The sequence below is a fragment of the Myxococcales bacterium genome (genome assembly GCA_016703425.1).
GTDB lineage: Bacteria > Myxococcota_A > Polyangia > Polyangiales > Polyangiaceae > JADJCA01.
The window spans coordinates 329,674-344,905 of the sequence record JADJCA010000012.1 but is presented as its reverse complement, the minus strand read 5'-3'; the positions used below and the strand labels follow the sequence as shown (position 1 = coordinate 344,905).

The following is a 15,232-nucleotide window of genomic DNA, read 5'->3' as shown; positions in this document are numbered from 1 at the left end:
TTGCGAAGGCCGTCGCCGCGCGTCAGGCTACGCCGCGTGTGGTGGTCGGCTTTCATTTTTGCGGTTCTGGTGATCGGGTGCTCCAGCCATCAGGACGCCGGCGCGGAGCCGGGCCCCACGCCGCCCCCCACCTGCCCCGACGGCTTTCGCGTCGATGGCACCCTTTGCTCGCCCGCAGTGCCAGGCGAGTGCCCCGCTGGCACGGCCTCGTTCATCGGCGACGAGCGATGCGCGGAGGTGGGCGCCAAGTCCTGCGCCGACGGCTTCGAGCGTGACGCATCCGGCGTCGGGTGCGCCGCGCCGCCCTCTCCGCCTTGCGACGTCACGTCGCGGAGCGACATCACGTCCGGCGCCTGCCGACCGATCGGCGATTGCGACGCGCCCTTCCCGCCGGCGGCGGCCACCATGTTCGTCGACGCGTCGTTGCCGCTGGCCGCTGTCGACGCCACCCACAAGCGCGGCTTCAACGAGGCCGTTGCCGCGGCCCCGGCGGGCTCCGTGATCGCCGTCGCCGAGGGCACCTACGGAGCCCACGTGACCATCGACAAGCCGCTGACGATCATCGGTCGGTGCGCCGCGAAGGTGGTCTTCGACAAGTCGGAGACGACCACCTCGGACGCGGCGTTCCGCGTACGGGGGACTTCGGACGTGAGCCTCTCCGGCTTTACCGTGCGTGGTCACCAAAACCCCATCACGTTGGTCGGCTCGGCGAGCGCGACGGTCAACGACGTCATCGTCGACGGCCCTGTGGGCGCAGGCTTCTTTGTAGAGCGCTCGAGGCTCACGGCGCGACGCGTGAAGGTTATTGCCCCCCACGCGCTCTCAGGGGGCGAGCAGGGCTTTGGCGTCGCTGCGGGCGTGGGGAGCTCGGTCACACTCGACGAAGCCGACCTCGTGGGCGGCGCCGTCGGTGTGTACGCGGCAAGCGAAGGGACGCTCGTCACGATGCGTCGTTCACACGTCGGCGGGCAGGTCGCGACGACCAAGGCGAGTCGTGGAGCCGGGGCGTACGCCGCCGACAACGCAAAGATCGTGATCGAGCGGAGCCTGCTGGGCGACCTCGAAGGCGACGCCGCCGCGACGGCGACATCCAGCGGCACCGTCGAGCTAGAGGGCTGCATCGTTCGCAACGTGAAGCGCCGTGACACCTTAGCGTACGGTCACGGAGTCCTCGCCTTCGCGGGCGGGCACGTCGTCGTGCGGTCGTCGACGATCGCCAACGCGGAAAGCGTGAGCGCCGAGGCCAAGGGTGCCGGGTCGACGCTCGTCGTCGAAGACACGTCGACACGCGGGCCAGCGGCCACGGCGCCAGCGATCTTCCGCGCCTCCTTTCTCGAGGACGCAGGGAGCGGGATGGGCATCCTCCTTCACGGGGGGCGCGGCGGGAGAAGTTCGCCGCTCGTTCGTGAGTGGAGCCTGGGCCGCTGCCATGGCGGTCAGTGGCAACGCGCGCATGAGCGTTGAGCGCGTCGCAGCCCGCGACCTTCGGCCTATCCGAAGCGACTTCTTGGGCGCCTCCGTGGCCTCCGGCGTCGTGTTGGTCGACGGCTCGGCGTCGCTGGACCAGCTCACGGTCGACGGCGCGACGCTCGCTGCGCTGCAATTGGGGCGAAACGCGAACGTGTCGGGCCGCCGCGTACTCTTGCGCAAGACCGCGCCGGGCGCGCCCTTGGAGCTGGGCGCGGGCATCATCGTCGGGAGCGCGAGCTCGCTCGATCTCGCAGAGTCGGCCGTCGACGAGTCGTCGCTGACAGCCATCTACGCTCGCGGACAGCGGCGAGCGACGCTTCGCCTTACGAAGAGCTCAATCTCGCGGACGCAAGGCGGCTCCTCGGGTCAGGGCCTGCTGATCGACACCGCAGCGGAAGTCGTCTTCGACGAGGTTCACGTCTCGAAGAGCGGACAAGTCGGCGTCCTCGCCAACGGCGGCACCGCACGCCTCTCTCGGTGCGTGTTCTCCGACAACGCCATCGCGATGCACGTGCAAGGCGGCGCCACGCTCCGCGAGACGGCCGACGAGGCGGTGGTGGCCCAAGAGATTCGCGTCTCGCCGGACACGACGTTCATTCGGAACGGAACCAAGCTGGGCGCCGGCCTCCTGCCGTTGCCGGAACCCATCCCCGAGTAACGGCGTCGACCGAAATTCGCGATCAATTTTCGCGCGGGCCTCCAGACTCCGCATCGACGATGCCTCGAGCAGAACGCGACGCTACGCTTCCGGCATGGACGACGAAGCCCTGTTTCGGCGCATGCTAAACGGCGGCTCTGCCTTGGATGATGATCCGTCTCTCATCCACGGCATCTGGCCCGACACCCGCCTCGCCTACGTGAACCGGGCCTACGAACGGGCCGGACGGGCGCGCGGCCTGGGACCGGCATGGGGGCTCGGCGCTCGGCTGATGGACGCGATCCCGGGGCCGCTGGTGCCGTTCTACGAGGGTCTGTTTGTGCGATCGCTCCGCGCCAAGGCACCGCTCGCCATCGACTACCACTGCCATTCTCCGGAGGAGCACCGAGAGCTGCGAATGCACATCTACGCCATTGGCGAGCAGGCGGGTCTTCTGATGGTCCATTCACTGCTCGTCGCACGGCCTCACCACGAGCCGCAGGGCCCCTCCGACATGCGCTACCGGAATCGAGCGACGGGGCTCGTGGTCCAGTGTTGTCAGTGTCGGCGCGTTCGGCGCAACACCGGCGAATGGGACACGGTACCCGAATACATCGCGCGTATGCCGTCGCAGACGTCCCATGGACTTTGCGCGCCGTGCTCGATCCACCTGTACGGGACGTTTGACGCGCTCTAGCGCGTACCGGCGTCTCGACTCGCCTTCTTCGGCGCGACGAGCTCGACCTGCGTGGGCGCCATGAGGTTGCCCGAGGTGACGCGGTCCGGTCTCGGCGTCGGCGGCACGTCGACTTCCGCCGACGCGTCACGCGTCTCGGCGGGGCCAGCGCCCGCGTCCTCGGACTTGATCTCAAGAGGGCGGCTCATCAGGTTTCCGCTCGTGACGCGCGGATCACCTTGGCGTTCGCAAGCGGCGACGTAGCTCATCGAAGCCACTCCAACGGAGGCGAGGAGGAGTTTCTTCGTAGTCAGGCGACGCGTCGACATCGGAGAAAACTACCACGACGGCGCCAGCCGCCGCGAGGCGTCGACGGCGGTCACCGTCCGGCGCGCGGGCGCGGGATGTTGAGCTCGATGAGCCACGACTGCAGCGTCCGGCGCGAGATTCCCAAGATCTCGGCGGCGCGGGTCTGGTTCCACACGGTCTTTTCGAGGGCGTCCAGCACACGCACGCGACGCTCCTGCCGGTCCGGCGAGAGGTCGGCGCCGCCCTCGTCATGGGACGAAGGCGCCGGCGGCATCGTCGCTGCCGACGCGTGCGGCGCCGACATGACGGCCCCGAGCGTCTCGAACTGGAGGCCTTTGGCGTCAAGGACCGCGCCGTTGCAGAAGAGCACGGAGCGCTGGATAACGTTTCGCAGCTCGCGCACGTTGCCGCGCCACGGGTGCGCCTTCAAGCGTTCGGCGGCGTCGTCGGAGAGCGAGGGGGCGACGGTGCCGGCGGCCTTCGCCGACGAAGCGATGAAGCTCTCCGCGAGCGCGACGACCTCGCTCTTGCGCTCGCGCAAGGGAGGGATGCGGACCGCGACGCCGTCAAGGCGATGAAACAAGTCTTCGCGGAACTTGCCGCTCGAGACCAAGGACGGCAGATCGCGGTGCGTCGCCGCGACGAAGCGAACGTCGACGGGGCGCGGCCGCAGCGCTCCGACGCGCGTGACCTCTCCGCTCTCGAGGACGCGAAGCAGCTTCGCCTGCGTGGATAGGGGCAGCTCGCCGACTTCGTCGAGAAAGAGCGTGCCGCCGGAGGCCGCCTCCAAGAGGCCAGGCTTGGCCGCCGCCGCGCCGGTGAAGGCGCCGCGCTCGTAGCCGAAGAGCTCGGCCTCGAGCAACGACTCCACGAGCGCCGCGCAGTTGACGCGAACGAGCTGCCCGTTGGCGCGGGGTGAGAGGTCGTGAATGCGTCGCGCGAAGAGCTCCTTGCCGACGCCCGTCTCGCCGAGGAGAAGGACGCTCAAGTTGGAGCCGGCGGCCACGCGGACGAGCCGGTGGACCTCGATCATGACGGGGTCTTTGATGACCGTCTCGTCGGCTTGCGGCGCCTCGAGCTCGTAGACGTCGCCCTCGAGGGTCACGAGGATCGAGCCGAGTTGAAGGACGACGCCCGGCGTCAACGAGGCGGGGCTGTTGGGCACGAGGCGCTTGCCGCCCACCATGGTGCCGTTCGCGCTCCCCAGGTCTTGCACCTTGATGGCGTCACCAACCTCGATGGACGCATGCCGCCTTGAGATCGACGGGTCGTCGAAGACGATGTCGGACTCCGTTCCGCGGCCAATGACGAGCGTCCCTTTGGCGGGCAGCTCGTGGACCCGCAGCTGGCCTTGGACGCTGGCAACCAGACGGCGGCCGCTCGAAGAGACCTCGTCGACAATTTGAGTGGGCAGATCCCGAGTGGACACGAGGGAGGAACGTATCACACGCCTCGAATCAGCGCTCTTTCCCGTCCTTTTCCTTTTTCTGCGGGTCTTGGCCCTCAGGCGCGCCAAGCGGCCGATAGACCGTCGTCGACTCGGGATCGACCTGCGGCGCCTCACGGGGCGGCGAGCGGACCGGGGCGAGGGTACCTGGGGCGAGCACCGATGGCGGCCCCGTCTCCTTGGTCGCCATGTCCCACTCCTCCGCGTCGGGCGCCACGCGCGACGTGGCGCCTTCGGTCACCGCGGCGAGGACGCGGGTCGCCGCCGTCATGGGCGGCGCATGAGGCGAACGCAGCGCCATCAAGAACGCCGACGCATCGGGGTGCCGCCTCTCGCGCTCCACCGAGAGCGCGATGTCGACGGCGCGGGCCAACGTGCGCGGAGTGCGCGGCGCGACCTCGGCCACCGGGGGCGCCTTCTCGAACCCAATCGACCGGAGGAGATCACCCATGGCTCGGTCCGCGAAGGGCCGCTTGCCGGCGAGCATTTCGTAGAGGATGACGCCCACCGAGTAGACGTCGCTACGGGCGTCAAAGTCGCGCACGCCCCTCACCTGCTCCGGCGACATGTACTCGACGGTCCCGACGACGAGCCCCGTGCTCGTGAGCGAGACGCCATCAAGCTCACGGTCACCGGGCACGAGGGCGGTCCCGAAGTCGATGATCTTGACCAAGGGAAGGCCGGGCGCGAGATCCACGAGGAAGACGTTCTCAGGCTTGACGTCGCGATGAACGACGCCGCTCTCGTGGACGGCCTGAAGCCCCAAGAGGAGTTGCTCAGCGACGCGCACGACTTGGTCGGCCGGCATCGCGCCGACCCGGTCGAGGCGCGTCGCCAAGGTCTCGCCCTGGAGAAGCTCGAAGACCAAATACGGCTCACCGTTGCGGAGCGTGCCGAGGTCGGTGAGGGCGCACACGTTCGGGTGGGCGATGGCGCCGGCGATGCGTCCTTCTCGCTCGAGCCGCTCGCTCGCGTGAGGCTGCGTCGCCGCCGGCGGCGTCAGGAGCTTCACGGCCACGGGGCGCGCGAGCTTGGTGTCTTCGGCGACGAAGATACGCGCGTTTCCTCCAGCGGCGAGCTGCCGCAAGAGAGCGTAGCGCCCGTCGAGGAGCTCCGGCTTCACGGGAGCGAGTGTAGAGCGAATTCTGGGAGCCGAGGACGGGATCTAGGAGTCGCGCGCGCCTATTTGCCCACGCACTCCAGCTTGAAGCGCTTGCGACCCATGGCATCGACGGAGTACGGCGGATCACAGTCTGGTGTCGTGGCCGGCACGGGCGTCGCGCTCGTGGATGTGGCGGGACCGGCGTCGCCGCGCGCCGCGCCCCGGCGCCCGCCGCCGCGCACGACGACGCTCTTGCCCGCGTCCACGCCAAAGGCCGCAACCGCCGACGCATCGGACTCGCTCGCGGCCGACGCATCGAGCTCCCCGCCCTCCCCGGCTGTTTGGGGCGTGGCGCTCGAAGGAGCCGCGCTCGGCACGGCGGAGCTCAAGGACGGGGCGACGGGCTCGGCGACGGACGGTACCGGGCGCTGCCGCATCGAGAACCACGCGCCGCCGGCGACGAGGGTCGCGAGCGCGAAGATCGCGACGAGGGCGCCGCGGCGAGGCGTCGCCGACTCGGGCTCTCGGTCTCGCGTGTGAGCGACGGGCGTCGCGTCGCTCGCGGGCACCAGGCTGCGCGCCTGCTCGACGGCCCGAACGCGCTCCTGCTTTTCGCGAAGGGCGGGGCCCGCGAGGGTCTCGACCCACGCGGCCACCTCGGCCGGCGTTGCGAGTCGCACCGCTCGTTCAAGCTCCTCCGCCATGCTCGCCGCGTCTTGAAACCGCGCCACCTCGTCGCGGTTGAGCGCCTTCAAGATGACGTCGTCGACGGGGCTAACGCCTTCCGCGAGCGAGCCGGGATCACAGGGGATCGTTCCCATGATCACGCGCCCCATGGCTTCCATCTCGGTGTCGGCGCGGAAGAGCCGCCGGCCGCACCAGCTCCCCAGGCCGACCCCAGCCTCAAGATCGGTGACCGGCGTTGCAGGTTCGTATCGCAAGAGCTCGGGCGCCATGTACGGCACCTTGCCTTTGAGGTGCCCCTCACGGGTGTGCCCGATGCTGCCCATCGCCTTGGCGATGCCGAAGTCGAGCAAGCGCGTGACGCCATCGGCGCCGACTAGGATGTTCTGGGGCGAAATGTCGCGGTGCACGATGGTGAGCGGCTGACCATCGGCTCCGCGGGCGCCGTGCGCCGCCGCGAGGCCGGAGAGGACATCGTGACCGATGCGCGCCACGATCTCCGGCGGGCACGTCGCGCCCGCTTCGCGCGCCGCGCGAGCGAGCCGCGCGAGGGTCTCGCCGTGGACGTATTCCATAACGAGGAGCAGTTCGCGCTCCTCGGCAACGACGTCGAGCGTCGCGACGACGTTCGGGTGACGAATGCGCTCCGAGAGCCGCGCCTCTTCGAGCAAGCGACTCACGAGGTCGACGTCGTCGGCGAACTGCGCGTGCAACCGCTTGATGGCGACGACCTTGACGAAGCCCGCCGCTCCGAGGAGCCGCCCCAAATGCACCGAAGCCATGCCGCCCGACGCAAATTCGTCGTGGAGCTCGTAGCGGCCAACGGTGCGCGTGGCGGACATGATCGGAAGCTGGCGCAAGGGCGCCAGCCCCGAAGAATACCCGGAAGGGCCCATGGAGCCGACTCTCCGCTTCGAACGGCCCCGAACGCGAGTCCCCAGGCGCTAGCGCGGGAGCGGCAATTTTCGAGCGGAGCTGAGCGACGCCGCGCTCGAGGCCGGCGGCGTGCGGGGCAAAACAGCCGTCACGATGGCGGGGCGCACGTGGCGCGAAGATCGCCGACCTGCGTCATGGTCTGGTTCCAGAACCAGCCGAAGCCACCGAAGCCGAGCACCGAAACCCCCGCGAGCGTCCAAGTAAGCGGCGTCGGTCCACGCACCGGCGCGCGCGACGCTTCACCGGCCCGCGACGCCAGCGAGAGCGAAACGAGCCGTCCCTTCTCTCGCTCGCGCGTCACGACCCTCTGTTCGGTCGCTTCGAAATCAGGATGGGTCGCGCGGAAGAGGTGTTCGCCCGGGTTCAAAGCCACCGCACGCCCCGTCGCGGCGTCGGGCCGTGGCACACCGTCGATGGTCAAGGTTGCGCCTACGAGATCGCCTGACGCAACGCCAGCCCGCTTCACGGAGACGATGACCGTGGGCATACCGGCGTCGACGTCGGCGAGCCACTGCACGCACTCGCGACGCACGATCGCCGGGCAGGATTCGGCGCCGCAGGCGGAGAACTCGGAGCGACTCTCGAGCAGCTTCCCCTCGTCGCGGAGCACCTGCCCACGATCGGCCGACGCCACGCACTGCGCGGCGCGCCCCTCCTCCGCCCGCGCCGACTGGGGCGAAGCCAGGAGCAAAACAGCCGCCGCGGCGAGCAGCGGTCGCGGCGCGGGCCGTCGGACCATTCGAGCAGCTTACCTCTCGTTTCGTTCGGGCCCCAAGACCTGTGTACCATCGTCGTCGGTCCTCGTGCCTCACCGCCCCCCCCAACGTTCGTCGCCGTTGCCGCGTGCCCGCCGCCTCGCCGCCTGCGCCGTCCTCGCGTTCGCGCTCTTGGGCGCGGCGAAGGGCCTCGCCGCGTGTGTCGATCTCGACTCCCTCGGGAGCGGGCCACCCCGCATCGATGCGGCACCGCTATCGCCCGACGCCGCGGAAGCAAGCGTCGCGGTCGCGTGCGAGCGGAAGCGGCCCGTCGAGAGGGCCAGCCTAGACGACGCGCCCAGCGACGAGCTCCCGCGCTTCGTCATGGCCGTGGACCAAGCCGTCGTCGACCCCGACAAGGCTCCCGGTTTCGATCTCGACGGCGTATGCACGTGCGAAAACGGCGCCGCCGGCTCCTGCGTGAGCCAGGCGAAAGCGAGCCGCGACGCGCTCTTTTGCGACCTCGACGGGGGCATCGACAACACCGCCGGGAAAGTCGCGAAGGGGGCGTCGGTCCTCTCAAACAACAGCATCGACGCGGTCACTAACCGCCTCATCAGCAGCGGTCGCCGCACGTTGCTCTTCGAGCTCGGTCGCTACAACGGCCGAGCCAACGACAACGACGTGGCCCTCGGCGCTCTCGTCGCTGAGGGGATCGTCGCGCCGACGTGCCCTGGCTCGACCCTCGACACGTCGACGAACACGTACTCGCCGGGGCGTTGCGGCAAAGACGAATGGGTCGTGTCCCCGGCCTCCATCTTCGGCAACACGCCCATCGTCGTCGGAACTGGCTTCGTGCGCGACTACCAGTTGGTCGTCGAGCTCACGACGCCCCTCATGGTGCCGTTCACGCTCGAGAGCTCGTTTCGCGTTGAGGAGTCGATCGTCACGGGACGGCTCGTGCCGCTCGGAGAAGATCTCGCCCCTCGCGACGCGACGAGGCCCCCAACGACGGGGGAGCGCAGCCTCTACCGCCTTGAGCAAGGTCTCATCGCGGGCCGGGTGCCCACGTCGGAGATTCTGAAGACCCTCGGGAGCTTCCGCCAAGGCGGCGTTCCGTTGTGCGCGACCGCGGCCTTCGACGCCATTCGCGAGCGCATCTGCTCCAACGCTGACCTCGCGCTGTCTTCCGACGGAGGCTCCGGCGCCTCCGGAGGCAGCCCCTGCGACGCCCTCTCGATGGGCGTCGGCTTCGTCGCTATCCCGGCGGTGCGTGGCGCTGTTTTCGACGGCGGCGTGCCATCGCTCGATTGCAACAACGACGCGGGCAATCTCTTCGTTTGCCCGTAGTCACCGTCGTTGACCGCCGCATCCCATAGACTCGAGGCCCCGCAGCAGGGTCAATCGCTGTCCAGACGCTCCACGTCGACGTCGATGCCATTCAACGCCGCGTTGCCGCACAAGGGGTCGACGCGCGAGGCGTCGGTGAGATCGTTCAAGCTGACGCCTGCGTGCTGTGAGGCGACGCGCAGGGCGGAGCCCTCGCGGTCGTGACCCCATCCGTGGGGCATCGAGACGACGCCTCGCATGATGTCCTCCGTCAGCTCGACCTCGATGACGACGCTCCCCACAACGCTCGTCACGCGCGCGCGAGAGCCGGTCTTTAGGCCGCGCGGCTCCGCATCGCTCGGGTGAACGAGGAGCGTGCAGCGAGCGCGCCCTCGCATGAGGCGCTCGGTGTTGTGCATCCACGAGTTGTTCGAACGGAGATCGCGACGCCCGAGGAGCTGAAGGCGGGATCTTGCGCTGGCATCGGCGAGTGCGCCGAGACGCGCCGCGTCGTCCGTCAGGACCTTCGGGGCGAGGTCCACGAGCTTGTCCGGCTTCCGGAGCACGTCCGGCAATCGCGGCTTGAGCGGCCCGAGATCGATGCCGTGGGGCGAAGCCATGAGAGTCCCAACCGAGAGGCCGCTCCGAAGATGCCTTAAGCTCGCGCCGTAGGGCCCGGCGCGGAGTCCGAGGTCGACGAGTCCCCGCGGGCCAAGGGCCTCGAGCGCCTTTGCCTGGAGTCGCGCGGCCAACCGCGCTCGCCGGCCGCCAAAGCGAAGACGAACCGCAAGCTCGTTCAGAATCTCCCAGTCGTGACGCGCGCCCGCTAACCGTCGGAACATGGCCGGCGAGAACTTTGCGCCGTTTCGCACAGCGAGCCCGTGGAAGACCACGTCGTAGTGCTCTCGCTCGAGCGGTCCGGTCGGCGGCAAGATCAGGTGCGCGTGCCGCGTCGTCTCGTTCTTGTAGAAGTCGATGGCCAGGTAAAACTCGAGGCCCGCGATGGCCCGACTCAAGCGCGCGCCGCTGGGCGTGGAGAGCACCGGGTTGCCTGCGTGCGTGATGAGCGCTTTCACCTGTCCGTCGCCAGGCGTCTCGATCTCGTCGACGAGCGTCGCCACCGGAAACTCGCCACCGAACTCCGGCCACTGACGGACGCGGCTCTTCCATCGGCCAAACGTGCCGGCGCCATAGCCGGCCGCCCCTGTGATGCGAAGCACGTCGATGGCCGGCTCGGGGAACATGACGCCGCCGACTTCGTCGAGCCTCCCGGTGGCCGCGTTGAGCGCCGTCGTCAGCCAGCACGCGAGCGAACCGTGCTCTTGCAGCGAGATGCCGATGCGGCCGTAGGCGGCGGCGCGAGGCGCAGCAGCAAACTCGACCGCCAACCGGTCGATAAGCTCTGGCGTCATGCCGGTCGCCGCGGCCACACGTTCAGGAGGGAACGACTGCACGAGCGTCGACAATTCGCCGAGTCCTCGCGAGTGCGCCCCGAGGCGCCCTAGCGTGACAAGGCTCTTGCGGAAGAGCACGTGCAGCATCGACGCCAGCAAGAGAGCGTCAGTGCCGGGCCTGATGAAGTGGTGCTCCGTCGCCGCCGCCGCCGTCTCCGTGCGTCGCGGATCGATGAGGACGACCTTCCCGCCGCGCGCGCGAATCTTTGCGATGCGTCCCATGACGTCCCCGGCCGACAAGAGCGAGCCCTTGGACGCCGCGGGGTTCGCGCCGAGGATCAACAGGTGCTCGGTGCGGTCGAGATCGGGCACCGGCAAGAGCAGCGCGTGCCCGAACATGGCCGTCGCGGCCACATGGTGCGGGAGCTGATCGACGCTCGTGGCCGAGAAGCGATTCTTGGTCCGCAAGGCGCGCAGAAAGATGGGCGCAAAGAGTGTCGCGCCGAGGCTGTGAATCGTCGGGTTGCCGAGGTACGTCGCCACCGCGTGACGGCCGTAACGCTCACGCACGCGGCCGATCTCGCGCTCCGCGAGGTCGTAGGCGTCATCCCAAGAGAGCGGCTCCCATCGATCGCCTACGCGACGCATCGGCGTGCGTAGCCGATCGGGATCGTTCTGGAGATCCTGCAGCGCTACGGCCTTGGGGCAAATGTGCCCTTCGCTGAAGGGATCGGCCTTGTCGCCCTTGATGGACAAGACCCGCTCGCCCTGATGCTCGATGGCGATGCCGCACATGGCCTCGCACAGGTTGCACGTCCGATAGTGCACCGCGGACTCGGGGGCCATCGCGAGAGGGTACGGGCTCGTGGATGACCTCGCCATCGTTCTCGCTCACACCGACCAAGGGCCGCGACGCCCTGGTATAGCCTCCTGTCATGGCCGAGGAGCGCACCACCGTCTGCAACCGCGACTGCCCCGACGCGTGCGCCATCGTGGCGACCGTCGATGGCGACCGCGTCATCAAGCTCGGCGGTGATCGAACTCACCCGGTGACGCGCGGGTTTCTCTGCTACCGCACGAACCAATACCTCCAGACTCAATACTCAAAGGAGCGCCTCAAGCGCCCCCTTGTCCGCAAGAGCGGCGTGCTCACCGAGGTGTCGTGGGACGAAGCCCTCGACTTCACCGCGGAGCGGCTCGTGCAGATTCGCGCCGAGTCGGGCCCGGCCTCGATTCTCCACTACGCGAGCGGCGGCTCGCTGGGGCTCCTCAAGAAGGTTGTCGCGCACTTCTTCGAGCTCTTCGGGCCCGTCACCACCAAGCGCGGCGACATCTGCTCCGGCGCCGGGGAAGCGGCGCAGGAGCTCGACTTTGGCATCTCCGATTCGAGCGATCTCTTCGATCTCTTGAACGCCAAGGAGATCGTCGTCTGGGGCAAGAACCTCTACACGTCGAGCCCGCACACGTTGATGGTCGTCAAGGACGCCAAGGCGCGCGGCACGACCGTGACCTTGATCGACCCCGTATCGCAGCGCACGCGCGACGTGGCCGATCGTTTCATTCAACCGCGGCCCGGCGGCGACTTCGCCTTCGCCATGGCTGTCGCGCTCCGGCTCTTCGAAGGCGGAGGCATCGATGAGGCAGCCGCCTCCTATTGCGATGGCCTCGCCGCCTTCGAGTCGCTCGTTCGCTCGAAGAGCCTCGCCTGCTGGTGTGCCGAGGCCGACGTTCCCTTGGACGACGCAGCCTTCCTCGCCGAGCGGCTCGCGGCGGCGAAGCCGGCGTCGATCCTCGTGGGCTGGGGCATGGCGCGACGACAGAACGGCGGCGCCATCGTGCGCGCCCTCGACGCGCTCGCAGCCATCTCGGGGAACATCGGCGTGCCCGGCGCCTGCGTCTCGTATTACTTCCGGCGGCGGGCGGCCTTCGACACGAGCTTTGCCGCAGGGAGCGCGGCCCGGACGCTGTCGGAGCCGCTCTTGGGCGAGGCAATCCTCGGCGCGAAGGAGCCGCCGATCCGCGCCGTGTGGATCACCGCCGGCAACCCCGTCGCGATGCTGCCCGACAGCCACGCCGTCAAGAGAGCGCTCGAGAGCCGCGACTTCGTGGTCGTCGTCGATCCGTTTCTCACGGACACGGCGAAGCTCGCCACGGTGGTCCTGCCGACGACGACACTGCTCTAAGCCGACGATCTCTTGGGCGCCTACGGGCACCACACGCTCGGCGTCGCGAAGCCCGTCATCGCGCCGCCCGACGGGGTTCTCAGCGACGTCGAGATCGCGCATGCCATCGCGCAGCGTGTCGGCCTCGGCGAGGCGCTCGCCGGCTCGGCGCGCGACTGGAAGGCGAAGATGGTCTCGGGGAGGCTGAAGGCCCACGGCGTCTCGCTCGACGACCTCGAGCGCGCGCCGCTCCGAAACCCCATGGCGCCCCCCGTGCTGTTCGCCGGTCGCAAGTTCCCGACCCCTTCGGGCCGCGTGAACCTCATGACCGCCGCGGCGGCGCCTCCGCCGGCCGTCAGCGACGCGTTCCCTATGCTCCTCGCGAGCCTGTCCACGCCTCGGTCGCAGAGCTCGCAGTGGGCCGCGCCGCCGGCGCTCCCTCTCGAGGTCGTGGTGCACCCCGAGCGCTCGGCGGGACTCAAGGACGGCGAGCTGGGGGTCTTGTCCTCGGCGCTGGGCTCGATGCCCGTCCGCGTCCGGCTCGACGAGAGGCAGCGACGCGACGTGGCGCTTCTCCCGAAAGGCGGCCACCTCTCAGACGGTGCGGCGGCCAACGCGCTTATCCATGCAAAGCTCACGGATCTCGGCGAAGGCGGCGCGCTCTACGACGAGCCAGTAAGGCTCTCGAGGACCTGACAGCCCTCGGCGACGGCGCCGAGACCACCCCGGCGCCAACGAGCGAGAGCTCGCGCCGTTACGGAACGAGCAGCCGGCAGACGTTGCCCTGATCGGCGAAGTAGATGGCGTTCGCATCGGCCGCGTAGGTCGTGCCGTAGGGCAGCGCGAACTTGGTCGAGGCGCCACCGGCCAGCGGGATCTTGCGCATCCCCATGCCGACACCGACGGAGTTGTCCTGATCCTTGAAGACGAGGTTCGTGCCGACGATGGTCACGTCGCCGCCCATGTTCGCGAGGGGCGCCGACGGCTGGAAGAGCCGCACCGGCGTGCCGCCGGCGACGGGGGTCTTCCAGATCTCGCCGCGGTCGCTCTGCGCGTACGTGTGCACGCCGTCGGTGGCGAAGCTAATCAGCTTCTCGCCAAAGCGCCCCGTGATGGCCTGAATGGCGCACCCATCGACGGCGAGCTGCGCCGTCGCCGGTGCAACGGCATCCACCGCCACCCGCATGATCTGATTAATCTTGTTGCCGGGTGTCGCACAATACGTGCTCGTGGCCTCCGCCGAGGACTCGGACCAGTAGACGTAGCCGTTGGCCACGGCCAGGTCGTCAGCGTAGAAGTTGTACGTGACCAGCGTCGTCGGGCTCTGCCCTTGAGCGTCGGCTCGAACGAGCGTGTGCTCCACGCCGATCTGCGATTTGAAGAAGATGTTCGCGTCGGTGGCGACCATCTTCCCTGGGAAGCCCGTTAGCCCTGCCACGTTGGTCGGTGTGCCGGTGCTCGACGTCAGCTTGAAAAGGCCGGCGGTGAGGCCCGCGTCGGCCGGCGGGAAGGAGTTGAACCAGAAGACGCCGTTCACGTTCGACGTGATGCCGTTGACGCTCACCTGGTTCGCGAAGCTCTTGTAGTCCGTCAAGTCCGTCTTGATGGTGTGCACCCGATTGGGGCTGACGCCGACGTTTAGCGTGGACCAGTAGAGGCGATCGGCCACGCGAACGACGGTCTGGCTACCGACCGATGAGCCACCGGGCGCGTACGCGAAACATTGCGGCGACTGAAGCCCACCGCCATCGCTCGGCGTAGAGCTGTCGGTGACGACAGCACCATCCGTGCCTCCGTCGGACCCCTGCCCTGGCACCACGCCGACCATGCCCGAGAAGTGCGTCGTCGTGAACCGGAGCCGGCCGGACACTACGCTGGCGGAGGCCAGACTCTCCCAGGTCGTATCGGCGTCATCGGCGACGTAGCGAACCTCCGGCGCGCCCGTCACGGCGCCCTTGAGCGGCAAGTCGATGGTCACCGGTTTGGCAAACGTCGTCCCGTGCGGCGTCGCGACAAGAACGTCGGTGATGAGCGTGAAGCCTGCGAGACCAGTGCCCGTCGGCGCGCCGGCGCGAAGCTCCAGCGTGATCGGCTTGTCAGCAGAGACCGCGTCGGCGGGGACGTCGAGGGTCGCTCCGCCGACGTTGAAGACACCACCGGCCGCTGTCACCGTGATGACGCTGCTGGCGGAGCTATCGGTTCCCGAAGACGAGTCCGATCCGCCGCCCTCTGAAGCGGTCGCCGTATCGCCGCTCGCTCCCGCATCCGTTGACGCAGCGGGGCTCGCCGTCTCGTCGTCTGAGCAAGCGACGAAAGCGACGCTCGCGGTGAGGAACGCAGCCAGACAGCGGACGATGGAAATGCGGTGCGATAGCGGCATGAGTGACCCCC

General features: G+C 68.8%; 11 protein-coding genes and 1 pseudogene. 5 read left to right on the top strand and 7 right to left on the bottom strand.

The genetic code is table 11. The features are described 5' to 3' along the window. Window positions 1–36: 36 nt before the first annotated feature. From IPG50_24300 to IPG50_24290, 3 genes are all read left to right on the top strand, one after another. A complete protein-coding gene (locus tag IPG50_24300) occupies window positions 37–1,464 on the top strand; it encodes a hypothetical protein (GenBank protein ID MBK6695304.1) in 1,428 nt (475 codons plus the stop codon). Further along, window positions 1,454–2,128 carry a right-handed parallel beta-helix repeat-containing protein gene (locus IPG50_24295; protein MBK6695303.1) on the top strand — a complete coding sequence of 225 codons (675 nt, stop codon included), beginning with the start codon at window positions 1,454–1,456 and terminating at the stop codon, window positions 2,126–2,128. The genes IPG50_24300 and IPG50_24295 overlap by 11 nt, the downstream gene beginning before the upstream one ends. 94 nt (window positions 2,129–2,222) lie before the next feature. Next, the gene (locus IPG50_24290) at window positions 2,223–2,804 is read left to right on the top strand and encodes a hypothetical protein (protein MBK6695302.1); all 582 of its coding nucleotides are present in this window, start codon (window positions 2,223–2,225) and stop codon (window positions 2,802–2,804) included. On the opposite strand, the gene IPG50_24285 is transcribed toward IPG50_24290, so the two are convergent. The 5 genes from IPG50_24285 to IPG50_24265 form a co-directional block, all read right to left on the bottom strand. Then, window positions 2,801–3,112, bottom strand: coding sequence for a hypothetical protein (locus tag IPG50_24285; protein MBK6695301.1), 312 nt, complete (start codon window positions 3,110–3,112; stop codon window positions 2,801–2,803). The genes IPG50_24290 and IPG50_24285 overlap by 4 nt on opposite strands. Before the next feature lie 50 nt (window positions 3,113–3,162). Next, window positions 3,163–4,437 (bottom strand): sigma 54-interacting transcriptional regulator, encoded by a 1,275-nt coding sequence (locus IPG50_24280; GenBank protein MBK6695300.1) that lies wholly within the window; start codon window positions 4,435–4,437, stop codon window positions 3,163–3,165. Window positions 4,438–4,549: 112 nt separating this feature from the next. Then, the gene (locus IPG50_24275) at window positions 4,550–5,662 is read right to left on the bottom strand and encodes a protein kinase (GenBank protein ID MBK6695299.1); all 1,113 of its coding nucleotides are present in this window, start codon (window positions 5,660–5,662) and stop codon (window positions 4,550–4,552) included. Window positions 5,663–5,721: 59 nt separating this feature from the next. After that, window positions 5,722–7,167: a serine/threonine protein kinase gene (locus tag IPG50_24270; protein MBK6695298.1), complete on the bottom strand. Its 1,446-nt coding sequence runs from the start codon at window positions 7,165–7,167 to the stop codon at window positions 5,722–5,724. A gap of 182 nt (window positions 7,168–7,349) precedes the next feature. Continuing rightward, a complete protein-coding gene (locus IPG50_24265) occupies window positions 7,350–8,000 on the bottom strand; it encodes a hypothetical protein (protein MBK6695297.1) in 651 nt (216 codons plus the stop codon). Between the two features lie 97 nt (window positions 8,001–8,097). Here IPG50_24265 and IPG50_24260 point away from each other — a divergent pair, with 97 nt between their 5' ends. Beyond that, window positions 8,098–9,306, top strand: a complete 1,209-nt coding sequence (locus IPG50_24260) for a hypothetical protein (GenBank protein MBK6695296.1) — start codon at window positions 8,098–8,100, stop codon at window positions 9,304–9,306. Between the two features lie 50 nt (window positions 9,307–9,356). On the opposite strand, the gene IPG50_24255 is transcribed toward IPG50_24260, so the two are convergent. Continuing rightward, window positions 9,357–11,525, bottom strand: a complete 2,169-nt coding sequence (locus IPG50_24255) for a molybdopterin-dependent oxidoreductase (protein MBK6695295.1) — start codon at window positions 11,523–11,525, stop codon at window positions 9,357–9,359. 89 nt (window positions 11,526–11,614) lie between these two features. On the opposite strand from IPG50_24255, the pseudogene IPG50_24250 reads away from it, so the two are divergent. After that, window positions 11,615–13,537 (top strand): annotated as a pseudogene (locus tag IPG50_24250) (molybdopterin-dependent oxidoreductase). 58 nt (window positions 13,538–13,595) lie between these two features. On the opposite strand, the gene IPG50_24245 reads toward IPG50_24250, so the two are convergent. Then, window positions 13,596–15,221, bottom strand: a complete 1,626-nt coding sequence (locus IPG50_24245; protein MBK6695294.1) for a hypothetical protein — start codon at window positions 15,219–15,221, stop codon at window positions 13,596–13,598. Between the last annotated feature and the right edge of the window lie 11 nt (window positions 15,222–15,232).